13 protein-coding genes are annotated in these 14,213 nt (G+C 74.3%); 8 read left to right on the top strand and 5 right to left on the bottom strand.

All coding sequences use genetic code 11. The annotated features are described in order from the left end of the window. Window positions 1–397: 397 nt before the first annotated feature. The 3 genes from ABZ920_RS27800 to ABZ920_RS27810 form a co-directional block, all read right to left on the bottom strand. On the bottom strand, window positions 398–631 hold the full coding sequence (locus ABZ920_RS27800) for a hypothetical protein (RefSeq protein ID WP_361510614.1): 234 nt from the start codon (window positions 629–631) through the stop codon (window positions 398–400). A gap of 104 nt (window positions 632–735) precedes the next feature. Continuing rightward, window positions 736–1,542 carry an N-acetylmuramoyl-L-alanine amidase gene (locus ABZ920_RS27805; RefSeq protein ID WP_361510617.1) on the bottom strand — a complete coding sequence of 269 codons (807 nt, stop codon included), beginning with the start codon at window positions 1,540–1,542 and terminating at the stop codon, window positions 736–738. A gap of 181 nt (window positions 1,543–1,723) precedes the next feature. Then, window positions 1,724–2,224 (bottom strand): GNAT family N-acetyltransferase, encoded by a 501-nt coding sequence (locus ABZ920_RS27810; RefSeq protein ID WP_361510620.1) that lies wholly within the window; start codon window positions 2,222–2,224, stop codon window positions 1,724–1,726. Window positions 2,225–2,296: 72 nt separating this feature from the next. Between ABZ920_RS27810 and ABZ920_RS27815 the strand changes: the two genes are divergently transcribed. Both ABZ920_RS27815 and ABZ920_RS27820 read left to right on the top strand, forming a co-directional pair. Then, the gene (locus ABZ920_RS27815) at window positions 2,297–3,193 is read left to right on the top strand and encodes a TIGR01777 family oxidoreductase (protein WP_361510623.1); all 897 of its coding nucleotides are present in this window, start codon (window positions 2,297–2,299) and stop codon (window positions 3,191–3,193) included. A 204-nt stretch (window positions 3,194–3,397) separates the two neighbouring features. Next, window positions 3,398–4,909 carry an FAD-dependent oxidoreductase gene (locus tag ABZ920_RS27820; protein WP_361510626.1) on the top strand — a complete coding sequence of 504 codons (1,512 nt, stop codon included), beginning with the start codon at window positions 3,398–3,400 and terminating at the stop codon, window positions 4,907–4,909. Between the two features lie 268 nt (window positions 4,910–5,177). Here the strand turns inward: ABZ920_RS27820 and ABZ920_RS27825 are convergent, their stop codons facing one another. Further along, window positions 5,178–6,638 carry a regulator gene (locus tag ABZ920_RS27825; protein ID WP_361510629.1) on the bottom strand — a complete coding sequence of 487 codons (1,461 nt, stop codon included), beginning with the start codon at window positions 6,636–6,638 and terminating at the stop codon, window positions 5,178–5,180. A 232-nt stretch (window positions 6,639–6,870) separates the two neighbouring features. Between ABZ920_RS27825 and lipB the strand changes: the two genes are divergently transcribed. From lipB to ABZ920_RS27845, 4 genes are all read left to right on the top strand, one after another. Continuing rightward, window positions 6,871–7,668, top strand: coding sequence for a lipoyl(octanoyl) transferase LipB (gene lipB / locus ABZ920_RS27830; RefSeq protein WP_361510632.1), 798 nt, complete (start codon window positions 6,871–6,873; stop codon window positions 7,666–7,668). Window positions 7,669–7,787: 119 nt separating this feature from the next. After that, window positions 7,788–8,753, top strand: a complete 966-nt coding sequence (gene lipA / locus ABZ920_RS27835) for a lipoyl synthase (RefSeq protein WP_361510635.1) — start codon at window positions 7,788–7,790, stop codon at window positions 8,751–8,753. Window positions 8,754–9,017: 264 nt separating this feature from the next. Then, a complete protein-coding gene (locus ABZ920_RS27840; protein WP_361510638.1) occupies window positions 9,018–9,221 on the top strand; it encodes a hypothetical protein in 204 nt (67 codons plus the stop codon). A 171-nt stretch (window positions 9,222–9,392) separates the two neighbouring features. Further along, complete coding sequence (locus ABZ920_RS27845) at window positions 9,393–10,094, top strand: DUF4191 domain-containing protein (RefSeq protein WP_361510640.1); 702 nt, start codon at window positions 9,393–9,395, stop codon at window positions 10,092–10,094. A 608-nt stretch (window positions 10,095–10,702) separates the two neighbouring features. Here ABZ920_RS27845 and ABZ920_RS27850 read toward each other — a convergent pair. Then, window positions 10,703–11,170 (bottom strand): RDD family protein, encoded by a 468-nt coding sequence (locus ABZ920_RS27850; RefSeq protein ID WP_361510643.1) that lies wholly within the window; start codon window positions 11,168–11,170, stop codon window positions 10,703–10,705. 207 nt (window positions 11,171–11,377) lie between these two features. On the opposite strand from ABZ920_RS27850, the gene glnA reads away from it, so the two are divergent. Both glnA and ABZ920_RS27860 read left to right on the top strand, forming a co-directional pair. Further along, complete coding sequence (glnA, locus tag ABZ920_RS27855; protein ID WP_361510646.1) at window positions 11,378–12,787, top strand: type I glutamate--ammonia ligase; 1,410 nt, start codon at window positions 11,378–11,380, stop codon at window positions 12,785–12,787. A gap of 212 nt (window positions 12,788–12,999) precedes the next feature. Continuing rightward, complete coding sequence (locus ABZ920_RS27860) at window positions 13,000–14,178, top strand: PP2C family protein-serine/threonine phosphatase (protein WP_361510649.1); 1,179 nt, start codon at window positions 13,000–13,002, stop codon at window positions 14,176–14,178. Window positions 14,179–14,213: the final 35 nt, after the last annotated feature.

Raw genomic sequence — 14,213 nt, forward strand, 5'->3', positions numbered from 1 at the left:
ACCCCCCAGGTCATCCCTTCGACAGGGGGCAACAGTCATGCCGGGCCCGGAGGCCAGCGGCCCTCTTGCAGGACCGCGAAGAAGATAACGGGGTGGAGCGGCGCGGGGCGGAGCGACTCAGCGCGGGCCGGGGCGCTCCCGCGGAACCGGCGGCTCAGCTCCGCGCGCGGCGGCTCGGCGAGGGGCGGGGCAGGTCAAGACGGGGCGAGGCTCAGCGCCGGATGAGGCGGCTCAGCGCGGGGCCGGCGACCACCGGCCAGCGCGTCTGCCGCTCGGCGACGCCGGGAACGGCCGCCCGCTGTTCGCACGCCTGCCGGCCGGCGGCGCCCCGTGACGGCCGGGCGGCGGCGCCAGCCGCCGCGTGCGTCAGCCGGCGTTCACGGGGCGCCGCCGCGGCTCACGTCGCCGTGCGCCGCCGGTCCGGGTGGGAGGCGAGACATGGCTGCGTCCGGTCGGCCCGCGGCCCGTCGTGCCGCAGCGGGGCCGCGTTGGCGCGGTCGAGGGCGGAGGCGGTGGCCGCCGCCGGCCCGAGGACGACCGTGGCGATCGCGCAGATGACCGTCCAGTAGCCGCGCAGGGCAGCCGCCCAGCCGGCCGGCCCGCTCTCGGCAGCCTCCGTGCCGCCCGTCACGCAGGTGACCGCCGGGCGGCGGGCTGCTAGGGCCCTGCCGCAGCGGTGCGGCCCCGCTGTGCGCCGCCGCCGGGGACCGGGCGCCGACGCCCGGGCGCGCCCGTTCACCGTCGCCCCTGCAGTCGGGCGGCGGCCTGGCGGATCTCCGGCAGCCGGGCTGTCAGGGCCGCGCCCGGGCAGCTGGTCTGGAAGCCGTCCCTGTGCCCGGCCAGGGCGGGCAGGGTGACGGCCGTGCCGGCCTTGTACCGGCTGAGGCTGCTGCTGGAGACCAGGTGGGCGCGGGACCGAGGGTCCACGTCCGCCAGGCCCAGCTTCCAGGCGGCCAGCGCGGCGATCGCGTCGGTCACGGCCCGGGGCACCTCCACCCCGGCCGTGAAGGTCCCGATGGCCGCTATGCCGGAGCTGCGGTGGTTGAACCCCTGGGCGTGCGCGCCGGTGACGGCACGGTCGGCGCCGCCCGCCCGGCCCTCGTAGATGGTGCCGCAGCGGTCGACCAGGAAGTTGTAGCCGATGTCGTCCCACTGGCGGGCGCCCGTCTGTCCCGCGTACAGGTGGCGGATGATCTGCGGGGCGTCCGCGCACCGGTAGCCGTTGGGCGAGTCGGTGTGGTGGACGAACACCGCGACGACCTTGTCGTCGTAGCGCGGGGGCGGCTGCGGACGCGGGGTGGCCGCGGCCGCCCAGACCGACCGCGGCACGATCTTCGGCCGGGGTGCGCGGTGCGGGAGGGCGGTGTGGGCGCTGCGGCGGGCCACCGGGTGCGCCGGCGGGCTCGCCGTCCCGTCGGCGGCCTGGGCGCACAGCACGAGGGCGCCGAAGGCGGCGGTGCCGGGCAGGCAGCCGAGGAGCACCATCGTGGTGCGCCGCAGCCGTCCCGGCCTCCGTCTCTCGTGGAGCCGAGTTCCTGTCATGATCCGCATGAGCTCACTGTCGGGCGGATCGGCTGCGTCCGCGACGTGTGCTGTGCCAGCCGGTGGAACCGCCGCGCGGTCGGCGCGTCCGCGGGGGTGATCGCACGCTCGACCGGGTTTCCGGGCCCGCGAGCGCCTCCGGTCGGGGACCGGGTGCGCCCGAGCGCGGGGCAGGGTGCCGTCAGGCCCCGTCCCGCCCCAGGGACCGGCCCATGAACACGTCGTCGACGTAGGCGCCGTTCAGATGGAACTCCTCCGGCAGCACGCCCTCGACGACGAAGCCCTCGGACTCGTAGAGCGTGCGGGCCGGCGTGTTGTGGCCCAGCACCCGCAGCGTGAGCCGGCGCGCGCCCTGGCGGCGGGACTCCTCGACGGCGGCGCGCAGCAGGGCGCGGGCGACCCCCTTGCCGCGCGCCTTCTCGGCCACCGCCAGTCCGCGGATCTGCCGGACGTGCGCGTTCGACTCCAGCGGAGTGGCGAAGCCGAGGCGGAGGTAGCCGACGACCTCGCCGTCGAGCTCGGCGACCAGGTGGTCCCGGGGCTCCAGACGGTCCGTGAAGAACGGCTCGTCCGGGTACTGCGCGGGCGGCTTGACCGCGTGCAGCGTGGACCAGGTGTCCCGGTCGAGCCGGGCGAGGGCGTCCTCGTCGCCGAGGGTGGCGTGGCGTATGTGCGGCGGCATGGGGGTCACTGTACGGCGCACGTGTGCGGCGTCGTCCAGCGGTTTCCGGGCGGTACGGGGCAGGATGACCGCATGGAACGGACCCGAATCGCGGTGGCCGGCGCGTCCGGTCTCATCGGCAGCGCCCTGGTGCGGTCGCTGGCCTCGGACGGGCACGAGGTGGTGCGTCTGGTGCGGCGTGCGCCCCGGGGTGCGGGCGAGGTCCGGTGGGACCCCGGGGCCCGGTACGTGGACACGGCGGGGCTCGCCGGGTGCGACGCCGTGGTCAACCTGGCGGGCGCCGGGATCGGCGACCACCGCTGGACGGACGCGTACAAGCGGACGATCCGCGACAGCCGGGTGCTGGGCACGGCGGCGCTCGCCGAGGCCGTGGCCTCGCTCGACCGGCCGCCGCGGGTCTTCGTGGGCGGCAGCGCGATCGGCATCTACGGCGACACCGGTGACCGGGCGGTCGACGAGAGCGCGCCGCCCGGGGACGGCTTCCTGCCGTCGCTGTGCGTGGAGTGGGAGGAGGCGGCGGCCGCCGCGCGGGAGGCGGGCGTGCGCACCGTGTTCGCGCGGACCGGGCTGGTGGTGGCGCGCGGGGGCGGGGCCTGGGGGCGGTTGTTCCCGCTCTTCCAGGCCGGGCTCGGCGGGCGGCTGGGCGACGGGCGGCAGTACTGGTCGTTCATCGCGTTGCACGACGAGGTCGCCGCGCTGCGGCACCTGATCGACCGCGAGGACCTGGCGGGGCCGTTCAACCTGACCGCGCCGAACCCGCTGACGAACCGTGAGATCACCGCCGGGATGGGGCGGGTGCTGCGCCGGCCGACCCTCTTCGGCGTGCCCGCGGCCGCGTTGCGGCTGGCGCTCGGGGAGCTGGCCGCCGACGTGCTGGGCAGCCAGCGGGTGCTGCCCCGGCGGCTGCTGGAGTCGGGGTTCTCCTTCGCGTTCCCGGACATCGAGGGGGCCGTCCGCGCGGCGCTGTGACGCCCGTTCCCTCGCCGCACAGCACCCCGGCATATGGCCCTGGCGGACTCCACGACCGTATGCGACCACCGTGCGACCGTGCCCTGTCCATGCGCGACTGCCCATGACCGGTCACGGCCCTAACCTCGTGCCGAACTCGGGTATTCCTGGAGCCGGTTGGGGGCATCACTGCTCCACCGGCCGCGCAACCTCGAGGAGGGGCACGTGCTTGAGCCCGCATACCAGGCGGACGTCGTCGTCGTGGGAGCCGGGGTCGCCGGACTCGCGGCGGCGCATCGGCTGACCAGCGCAGGAGTGAAGACCGCGGTCCTGGAGGCCGCCCCGTACGTGGGCGGCCGCATGTCGACGGAGAAGGTCGACGGGTTCCGGCTCGACCGGATCGGGCAGTTGCTGTCCACGGCGTATCGCGAACTGCTGCTCACCCCGGGCCTCGACGGACTCGTGCTGCGCCCCTTCGCGCCGGGGGTCCTGCTGCACCGTGACGGACGGCACCACCGGACGAGTGCCCCGGCGGGCGGACGGAGCGCGAGGAGCGCACTTCATGTTGTACGCGCCTTCGCGAGCGCCCCCCGACCGCCGGTCCCGCCGAAGCTGCGGGCGGGCGCCCTGCGTCCGGCTCCGCCGTCCCGGACGCGCACGGACGCACCGCTGGACGACGCCGGCCCGGGCCCGCTCGGCGTGTCCTTACCGGACCCCGGCGCTGCGCGGCGCCCGGTCCGGCCCCGGGCGGGCGACCGCGCCCAGCCGTTCGAGCCCTCGCGTGCCCACCCCCTCGGTATCGGCGCGCCGCTCCGGGTCCGCGCCGAGCTGGCCCGGATCGCGGGGACGCCCGTCGACCGTCTGCTCTCGCGCCCCGAAATGCCCGCGCGCCGGGCCCTGGAGGCACGCGGCCTGCCCGCCCGCACCGTCGACGGCTTCCTGCGGCCGCTCCTGGCCGCCCTGTTGTGCGATCCGGACCTCGCCAGCTCCAGCAGGGTCGCGGACCTCGCGCTGCGCGCCTTCGCCGGCGGCCGGCTGTGCCTGCCCGAGGGCGGCGCCGAGGTGCTGCCGGAACTGCTCGCCGGCACGCTGCCGCCCGGCACCGTGCACACCGGCGTCCGTGTCACCTCCGTCTCCACGACGGCGGTGACCACCGCGGAGCACGGCGTGATCCGCTGCCGCGCGGTCCTGCTGGCGACCGACGCGCGCGCCGCCGCCGCGCTGCTTCCCGGCCTGCGCGTGCCGGACTTCCGTCCGGTGACGGTGGTGCACCACACGACGGACGAGCCGCCCGCGACGGGCGGGTTCCTGCTGCTCGACGCGGACCGGGGCGGGCCCGTCGCGCACACCGCCGTGGTCAGCAGGGTGGACCCGGCCCGCGCCCCGGCGGGCCGCACGCTGGTGTCGTCGACGGTCCTGGGCGCGCCCCCGGCCGAGGTCGACCGGGCCGTCCGCCTCCACCTGTCCCGGCTGTACGGCACCTCCACCGCGCGGTGGGAGACGCTCGCGGTGCACCACACCGCCGAGGCGGTGCCGGTGATGCGGCCGCCGTACGACGTGCGGCGGACGGTGCGACTGCTGGCGGGCCTGTACGTGTGCGGCGACCACCGGGACACGGGCACGGTCCAGGGCGCGCTGCACTCGGCCCACCGGGCGGCGGACGCGATCCTGGCCGACCTGGGCGCCGGACGCCCGATGCACACGGCCGAGCCCGTACCGACGGCCCGCGCGGCCTGAGCGACGCGCGGTCCCCGGCGGGCACCGCCCCGGCGGGGACCGTTCCGCCGGGCACCGTTCCGCCGGGCACCGCCCCGGCGGGGACCGTTCCGCCGGGCACCGTTCCGCCGGGCACCGCCCAGGCGGGGACCGTTGCGGCGGGGACCGTACGGCCCCCGCCCGGGCGCCCGCGAGCCGGCCGCCGGGGCCGCGCGCGGGAACGGCGAGGCGGTCGCCGCGCCGCGCGTCCCGGCCCGGCCCGCGCTCCCACCGGTCCCGGCGGCAGGGTTCAGTTGAGGGTCGCGATCCTCTCGCGGTACGACCGGACCGGCGCCGCGTCCTTGTACGGCTCCAGGCGGCGCTCGAAGTCGCGGACGTACTCGGCCGCCCGGACCGAGCGCATCTCGGCGGCCTGGCCCGCGGCCTCGGCGCCCAGCCGGCAGGCCTGGTCCAGGTCGCCGAGGCCGAGGCGGGCGGTGGCGAGGACGACCCGGCAGAACAGGCGGCTGCGGGCGAACGCCGGGGCGCGCAGCTGGAGCGCGCGCTCGGCGTGCTGGGCGGCGGCGCGGTACTGCTGGAGGTCGCGGTGGCAGTGCCCGAGCTCGTCGGCGAGCTGGGCCTCGTCGAAGAAGCGCGCCCAGTGCGGCACGTCGTCGCCGGGCCGGGCGGCCTCCAGGGCGCGCTCGGCCCGGACCAGGGAGGCGGTGCAGGCGCGTACCTCGCCCAGGACGGCGTGCCCGCGCGCCTCGGCCGCGTGCAGCAGCGCCTGCACGGCCGGCACGGCGGAGGTCCCGAGCCCCTGCTGCGCCACCCGCGCGAGCTGCACGGCCTCCCGCCCGTGGCCGAGGTAGACGGCCTGGCGGCTCATGGTGACCAGGACGTAGCCGCCGTAGGCACGGTCGCCGGCCGCCTGCGCGAGCCGCAGCGCCTGCACGAAGTAGCGCTGGGCGAGTCCGTGCGCCGCGATGTCGTACGACGTCCAGCCCGCGAGCCGGGTCAGGTCGGCGGCCGCGGCGAACAGGCGGCGGCCCGTCTGCTCGCCGTAGGTGCCGCGCAGCATCGGCTCGCACTCGTGCTCCAGGTAGCGCACGAGGGCCTGCCGGGCGTGACCGCCGCCGTACATGTCGTCGAGCGTGCGGAACAGCTCCCCCACGGAGCGCAGCGCGGCGATGTCCCCCGCGGTGACGCGCTGGCCGGGGCCGCGCTCGGCCGCCTGGCCGCGCTGGCGGGGCACGGCGGCCTGCTGCCCGGCCGCGGACACGGGCCGGGCGGCCACGCGCGGCGCGGGCGTCTCCTGGCGGGCGACCCGCTCGTCGGGCCGTCCGATCAGCCAGTCGCGGCTGGGCACCACCAGGCCCGCCGGGGTGAAGGCGATCTTCCGCAGTTCGGCGTGGCTGCCGGAGTCCTTGCGCCACAGCCCGCTGACGATGTCCACCGCCTCCTCGGGCGTGGCGGCGAACTCCAGTCCCGCGTACACCGGGGCGCAGGCGTCCAGGCCGAGGTCCTGGGCGGTCAGGCGCCGCCCCAGGCGCCGGGTGAAGACCTCCGCGATGAGCGCGGGCGTGGTGCCCCTGGGCTGCTGGCCGCGCAGCCACCGGGTGACGGAGGTCTTGTCGTATCTCAGGTCCAGCCCGTGTTCGAGGCCGAGCTGGTCCACGCGACGGGCCAGACCTGCGTTGGAGAACCCCGCTTCTGCGATGAGCGCGGCGAGCTGACGGTTGGGGGTGCGCTGCACGGGTCGTTCCGTCATCTGCGGTGCGGTCTCCTGCCTTCCAGGCCTTAGAGGTGTCCGGATTGCCTGTGAGCAGCCCTTATGGCCTCGTGACGGCGCGAATGTAGCGGAGAGTGAGCAGGGGACCGCATATTTCGATCGGCATTCATCCGATCGTGTGAGGATTGCCCGCCGGGCTGACGCGCGACGGCCGGACGTACAGTGGCGTGGGCGCGTCGTGCGCCTTACGACCTTCAGGGAGGCGCTTGCCGTGAGTGAGTTGCGGTTCGTCCGGATGGGATTCGGTGCCGGGGCCGTGGAGTACCAGGCGGCGTGGGACGAGCAGCGCCGCGTGCACGCCGCCCGGTTCGCGGACGAGATCCCCGACACCGTGCTGCTCCTCGAACACCCCCCGGTCTACACGGCGGGCCGGCGCACCGAGGCGAGCGAGCGGCCGCTCGACGGCACGCCCGTCATCGACGTGGACCGCGGCGGCAAGATCACCTGGCACGGTCCGGGCCAGCTGGTCGGCTACCCCATCCAGAAGCTGCCCCGCCCGGTGGACGTGGTGGCCCACGTGCGGCGCCTGGAGGAGGCCCTGATCCGCACCTGCGCGGAGTTCGGCCTCACCACCACCCGCGTCGAGGGCCGCAGCGGCGTCTGGGTGCTCGGCGACCCGGTCGAGAAGCGGCCGTCGCTCGGCGGGCTGTCCCTGGACTTCGACCCCCGGCTGAACGACGAGGAGTTCGATCCGCGCCTGAGCGGCCCGGAGTACGCCCCCTCCAACGCCGGCCAGCGCCGCGAGGACCGCAAGATCGCCGCCATCGGCATCCGCGTGGCCAAGGGCGTCACGATGCACGGCTTCGCGCTGAACGTGAACCCGGACAACGCCTGGTTCGACCGGATCATCCCCTGCGGGATCCGGGACGCGGGTGTCACCTCCCTGGCCGCCGAGCTCGGGCGGGACGTGACGATCCAGGACGTGCTGCCGGTCGCCGAGCGGCACCTGCGGGACGTGCTGGAGAACGCGGAGCCGAAGCCGCGCCGGACCGAGAAGGCCACCGCCTGACCGGATGGGGAACCGGGACCGGGTCCCGGCCCCGCGGGCGGGTCCGCCTCACCGGCCGGACCCGCGGAAGACGGGCGTACCCTGGTGTGCGCCGAAGAATCGAAGCTACAGGAGCCGATGTGTCCGCAGTCGCACCCGACGGACGCAAGATGCTGCGCCTGGAGGTCCGCAACAGCCAGACCCCCATCGAGCGCAAGCCCGAGTGGATCAAGACCCGGGCGAAAATGGGTCCCGAGTACACCAAGATGCAGAACCTCGTGAAGAGCGAGGGCCTGCACACGGTGTGCCAGGAAGCCGGCTGCCCCAACATCTACGAATGCTGGGAGGACCGCGAGGCCACCTTCCTCATCGGCGGCGACCAGTGCACCCGGCGCTGCGACTTCTGCCAGATCGACACGGGCAGGCCCGAGGCCCTCGACCGCGACGAGCCGCGCCGCGTCGGCGAGTCCGTGGTCACCATGGACCTCAACTACGCCACGATCACCGGCGTCGCCCGCGACGACCTGGAGGACGGCGGCGCCTGGCTGTACGCCGAGACCGTGCGCCAGATCCACCGGCAGACGGCCGGCCGCGAGGGCGGCCGCACCAAGGTCGAGCTCCTGGCCCCGGACTTCAACGCGGTCCCGGAGCAGTTGGAGGAGGTCTTCTCCGCCCGGCCCGAGGTCTTCGCGCACAACGTCGAGACCGTGCCGCGGATCTTCAAGCGGATCCGCCCCGGCTTCCGCTACGAGCGCTCGCTGAAGGTCATCACCGCCGCGCGCGACTACGGCCTGGTCACCAAGTCCAACCTCATCCTCGGCATGGGCGAGACCCGCGAGGAGGTCGTCGAGGCGCTCCGGCAGCTGCACGACGCCGGCTGCGAGCTGGTCACCATCACGCAGTACCTGCGCCCCTCCGTGCGTCACCACCCCGTGGAGCGGTGGGTGAAGCCGCAGGAGTTCGTGGAGCTGAAGGAGGAGGCCGAGCAGATCGGCTTCTCCGGCGTGATGTCCGGCCCGCTGGTGCGGTCCTCGTACCGCGCGGGACGGCTGTACCGGATGGCCGTGGAGAAGCGCGGCGCGTTCGTCGCCTCCCAGGCCGTCTGACACGTCGCCGCACCGCCGTGCCCCGGACGGCGGCCGCCAACGTGTGAAATCGCGCACAAGAACCTACCATCGAGTAGTGACCGATTCGACGCGTTCCGGCCGTCGCCGCAGATGAGGGCGCCCGGCGGGATCGCGTCGGTCGTGCGACCTGCGCCGACGGGGCTTCATGGACGTTTGACCGGTCGGTCACGCACTGGTAACACCAATCAGTGACCCTGGCCTTACACCACGTACAGCCGAGCCGCTCCGAGGGGGCCACCCACCATGCAGGCCGCGCCCGTTCGCGCCACCGCGATCCCGTCCGTCACCGACGCGCTCCGTGCCGTCGAGTCCCTGCTGATGAGCGGCGGGCAGCGCACCGCCCGCCGCAACGCCTGGACCTCCGTCCTGGAGGACCGCCGCCGCGCCCGGGCCCGGGTCGAGGCCCAGCAGGTCCTCGACCGGACCTACCGCACCACCGGCTCCTGACCGGCCCGCACGGCCGGTTCCCCGCCGCCCCGCCCGCGCGCCGGAGCACCGCGCGGCCGCGGCGCCGCCGGCCGCTCCTCCCGCGCCCCGCCGGCGGCCCGGCCACCGCCCCCGGCGCTCCCCCGGGCACTGCCGTCCCGGGCGCTCGCCGGGCCACGTAGACTTCGTGGCATGGCGAGGAAGGAAAGCGCAGCGGAAGCTGCCAACCCCGGGCGACTGAAGCAGATCGCTCTGACCTACAAGATGACCAGCAAGGCTGATCCGAAGATCGGTCTGGTGCTCGCGGCTGTCGGAATCGTCACCTTCGGTGTCTTCCTCGCGATCGGCTTCTTGATCGGTCACCCTATTTACCTGGGCGTCCTCGGTTTCCTGCTCGCCTTCCTCGCGATGGCGATCGTCTTCGGACGCCGGGCCGAGCGCGCCGCCTTCGGGCAGATGGAGGGCCAGCCGGGCGCCGCCGCGGCGGTCCTGGACAACATCGGCCGCGGCTGGACGACCACGCCCGCGGTGGCCATGAACCGCAACCAGGACGTCGTGCACCGCGCGGTCGGCAAGGCGGGCATCGTGCTGGTCGCCGAGGGCAACCCGAACCGGGTGAAGTCCCTGCTCGCCGCCGAGAAGAAGAAGATGAACCGCATCGTCGCGGACGTCCCGGTGCACGACGTGATCGTCGGCAACGGCGAGGGCATGGTGGAGCTGAAGAAGCTCCGGACGACCCTGCTGAAGTTCCCGAGGGTGCTGACCGGCCCCCAGGTCACCGCCACCAACGACCGACTGCGCGCCCTGGGCGACCTGATGAGCAACATGCCGCTGCCGAAGGGCCCGATGCCCAAGGGCATGCGGATGCCGCGCGGCGGCCCGAGGACCCGCTGACATCCCACCCGCTTACGGCGAAGGGGCGCCCGGAGTGATCCGGGCGCCCCTTCGCCGTGTGCGGTGGACGGGTGACGCGGTGCGCGGTGGGGCGGAGGGCGCCCGTGGACGGTCGGGCGGACGGCTGTGCGGTGAGACGAGGCGGGTCGGGTGACCGCGGTGCGTGCGACGGCGGGCGGCCTCGTGGGGCTGGGGCGCGGTGGGGGTCCGCTGTCGGCGCGGGGCCGCGCGCGGAGGGCTGTTGCAAGGGACGGCGGCGGGCCGCCGTAGACGCGTGCCCCACACGGAGGCGGCACCGCGCGCGGAGGGCTGTGGCGAGGGACGGCGGCGGGCCGCCGTAGACGCGTGCCCCACCCGGAGACGGCACCGCGCGCGGAGGGCTGTGGGCGAGGGACGGCGGCGGGCCGCCGTAGACGCGTGCCCCAGGCGGCACTGCGCGCGGAGGGTCGCCGCGACGGGCAGCAACGCGCCGTACGTGGGCGACGGCGCCGGGCGTCGTGCGACGGCCGGGTGCCGTGCGGCCGCCGGGCCGCGGCACTGCGTCGCTCAGCAACGGGCCGGTCCGTCCGCAGCCCGTGGTGCGCGGGGCCCGGCGGCCGGCCGGAGCGTCAGATGCGGACCTCGACCGTGCCGGCCAGCCGGTCGTGCAGTCCCCGTCCGTCCCGGTCCCAGACCAGGGCGGGAAGGGCCAGGCACAGCAGCAGCGTGCGCACCAGACCGCGCCCGGGGCTCACCCGGCCGGTGCCCAGCGCGATCACCCGCAGGCCGAACAGGCGCTTGCCCGGTGTGAAGCCGATCGTGCCGACGGTGAGGACGCCGAGCACGAAGAAGACGACCAGCGCCCAGTTGCCCGTCGCCTGGTCGTACCCGTGCGTGATCAGGCTGTAGGCGATCAGCAGGCACAGGGTCCAGTCGACGGCGAGGGCACCCAGCCGCCGGCCCGGACGGGCGAGGGATCCGGGTCCCTGCTCCGGCAGCCCGAGATGTTCGCCCCGGTAACCGAAGTCGGCGCCGGCCTCCTCGGCGGCCGCGCGCGGCCCGGACAGCCACGAGCCCACTACTTGCCTGTTGTCCACCCGTCCACCGTACTGCGACCCTGGAGACGGGGTAGACGGCGGGGTGTCCACAGCCGTGACCGCACCCGGGCCGGTTAACTTCTGCGAAACAAACGGGTCACGCCGGAGAAATCACCCGTCCCTAGGGTCGAGGCAGCGCGTGCCACCGCACTGGCCGCACGAACGATCTACCACCCCGGCGGGACGGTCGGGAGTAGGAGGAGCTGGATGTTCCAGAACGCCGACGAGGCCAAGAAGTTCATCGCGGACGAGGACGTCAAGTTCGTCGACGTCCGCTTCTGCGACCTGCCGGGCGTCATGCAGCACTTCACGGTGCCCGTTGAGGCGTTCGACCCGGACGAGGAGCTGGCCTTCGACGGGTCCTCGATCCGCGGGTTCCAGGCGATCCACGAGTCCGACATGGCCCTGCGCGCCGACCTGTCGACCGCGCGGGTGGACCCGTTCCGCCGGGACAAGACCCTCAACATCAACTTCTTCATCCACGACCCGATCACGGGCGAGCAGTACTCGCGTGACCCGCGCAACGTGGCGAAGAAGGCCGAGGCGTACCTGGCCTCCACCGGGATCGCCGACACGGCGTACTTCGGTCCCGAGGCCGAGTTCTACGTGTTCGACTCCGTCCGCTTCGCCACCAGCGCGAACGAGTCCTTCTACCACATCGACTCCGAGGCCGGCGCCTGGAACACCGGTGCCGTGGAGAACAACCGCGGCTACAAGGTCCGCTACAAGGGCGGCTACTTCCCGGTCGCGCCGGTCGACCACTTCGCCGACCTGCGGGCCGAGATCTCCCTCGAGCTCGACCGGGCCGGCCTGAAGGTCGAGCGCCAGCACCACGAGGTCGGCACCGCCGGCCAGGCCGAGATCAACTACAAGTTCAACACGCTGCTCGCGGCCGCGGACGACCTGCAGCTGTTCAAGTACATCGTGAAGAACGTCGCCTGGCGCAACGGCAAGACGGCGACCTTCATGCCGAAGCCGATCTTCGGCGACAACGGCTCGGGCATGCACGTCCACCAGTCGCTGTGGAGCAACGGCGACCCGCTGTTCTACGACGAGGCCGGCTACGCGGGCCTGTCGGACACCGCCCGCTACTACATCGGCGGCATCCTGCGGCACGCCCCGTCGCTGCTCGCCTTCACCAACCCGACGGTGAACTCCTACCACCGCCTGGTGCCGGGCTTCGAGGCTCCGATCAACCTGGTGTACTCGCAGCGCAACCGCTCCGCCGCGATGCGCATCCCGATCACCGGCTCGAACCCGAAGGCCAAGCGGGTCGAGTTCCGTGCCCCGGACTCCTCCGGCAACCCGTACCTGGCGTTCTCCGCCCTGCTCCTCGCGGGCCTGGACGGCATCAAGAACAAGATCGAGCCGGCCGAGCCGATCGACAAGGACCTGTACGAGCTGGCTCCCGAGGAGCACGCGAACGTCGCGCAGGTCCCGACCTCCCTCGGCGCCGTGCTCGACTCGCTCGAGGCCGACCACGAGTTCCTCCTCCAGGGCGACGTGTTCACGCCCGACCTGATCGAGACCTGGATCGACTTCAAGCGCACGAACGAGATCGCCCCGCTGGCGCTGCGTCCGCACCCGCACGAGTTCGAGCTGTACTTCGACGTGTGACAGCGCCCCGGGCCGGAGCGGGCTGACCGCTCCCCCGGGCCGTCCGTGGGCCGTCGGCCGGCTCTCCCGACACGGGAGAGCCGGCCGACGGCTTTTCCGGCGCCGCGCCGGGCCCGGCTGGTGCCGCGTCCGCCCCCCGGCCCTGCTGATGCCGCGTCGTCGCCGGCGCTCCTGGAGTGGAGGCGTGGGCTCCGGCAAGGCAGGCTGATTGCATGCAGGCGCTCCTGCACTCGTTCCTCCGGCTGGGAGCGGGCGGCCGTGGCCGGCTCCCACTCGCCCTGATGCAGGGTGGGCCCTTCCTGATCGGGCTGGCCGTGCTGGTCATCGAGTTCACGCCTGCCCACATCATCTACACCGGCCCCTTCCTCACCGCGATCCCGGCGCTGGCGGCGGTGACGCTGGGGCCGGGGGGAACCGCTGCGGCGACCGCTCTCGCACTGGCCATCAGCGCGATCACGGCTACCTACAACCACGCGTGGGGCACCCTGCAGGTCTACACCAACCTGCTGGCCCTGGGCCTGGTGTCCGTGGCCGGCTTCATCACGAGCAGCGCCATGCAGACGCGCCGGCAGAGAGAGCTGGACCGCATGCGCCAGATCGCCGTGGCGGTGCAGGAGGTCGTGCTACGGCCCGTACCCGAGCGACTGGGCCCGCTGCGGGCGGCCAGCATGTGCCTGGCGGCCGGGACGGGCGCGCAGGTGGGCGGTGATCTGTACGAGGCCGTGCAGACCCGGTACGGCATCCGGATGATCGTGGGCGACGTCCGGGGCAAGGGGCTCGCCGCGGTGCGAGCCGTCGCGGTGGCGACGGGCGCGTTCCGGGAGGCCGTGCATTACGAGGACGACCTGGTGGAGGTGGTGAACCGCTGCGCGGCCGCGCTTCGGCGGGAAGTCGCCGTGCCGGGGGAGTACGACGCGGACGTCCTGCTGGAGGGGTTCACCACGGTGCTCGTCGCACAGGTGCCGGAGGAACCCGTGGTGCAGCTGGTCAACCGTGGGCATCCGCCGCCGCTCCTGCTGCGCCGGGGCAGGGCCAGGACGCTCCTGCCGGCCTCGCCCTCGCCGCCCGTCGGCATGGAGGACCTCGTCACCGGCCCGCCCCCTGAAACCGAGAGCTACGCGTTCCTCCCCGGTGACCGCCTGCTGCTGTACACCGACGGCGTGATAGAGGCCCGCAACCGGGACAGCGAATTCTTCGCCCTGCCGGAGGCCACGGAGGGGATACACCCCGGCACCACCCCGCCGGAGTTCCTGGAACAGCTGCACCGGGCACTGGTCCGCCACACCGGGGGCGACTTGGCGGACGATGTGGCGATGCTCCTCGTCGACCGGCTCGACGGCGAACCGGAGCCGCCTCCTGGTGGGACGGTCGCGGGGCGGCGGTCGCCGTGAGCGGCGCGTCCCCCCTCCCCCACGGAGGCGGGGTC

Source organism: Streptomyces sp. NPDC046831 (genome assembly GCF_040645305.1).
GTDB lineage: Bacteria > Actinomycetota > Actinomycetes > Streptomycetales > Streptomycetaceae > Streptomyces.

Bases quoted from the DNA above. Each gene is read 5' to 3' on its own strand.
- ABZ920_RS27860 (WP_361510649.1), top strand. From the start codon at position 13,000: ATGCAGGCGCTCCTGCACTCGTTCCTCCGGCTGGGAGCGGGCGGCCGT.
- ABZ920_RS27845 (WP_361510640.1), top strand. From the start codon at position 9,393: ATGGCGAGGAAGGAAAGCGCAGCGGAAGCTGCCAACCCCGGGCGACTG.
- glnA (WP_361510646.1), top strand. From the start codon at position 11,378: ATGTTCCAGAACGCCGACGAGGCCAAGAAGTTCATCGCGGACGAGGAC.
- ABZ920_RS27825 (WP_361510629.1), bottom strand. From the start codon at position 6,638: ATGACGGAACGACCCGTGCAGCGCACCCCCAACCGTCAGCTCGCCGCG.
- ABZ920_RS27810 (WP_361510620.1), bottom strand. From the start codon at position 2,224: ATGCCGCCGCACATACGCCACGCCACCCTCGGCGACGAGGACGCCCTC.
- ABZ920_RS27815 (WP_361510623.1), top strand. From the start codon at position 2,297: ATGGAACGGACCCGAATCGCGGTGGCCGGCGCGTCCGGTCTCATCGGC.
- ABZ920_RS27805 (WP_361510617.1), bottom strand. From the start codon at position 1,542: ATGACAGGAACTCGGCTCCACGAGAGACGGAGGCCGGGACGGCTGCGG.
- ABZ920_RS27840 (WP_361510638.1), top strand. From the start codon at position 9,018: ATGCAGGCCGCGCCCGTTCGCGCCACCGCGATCCCGTCCGTCACCGAC.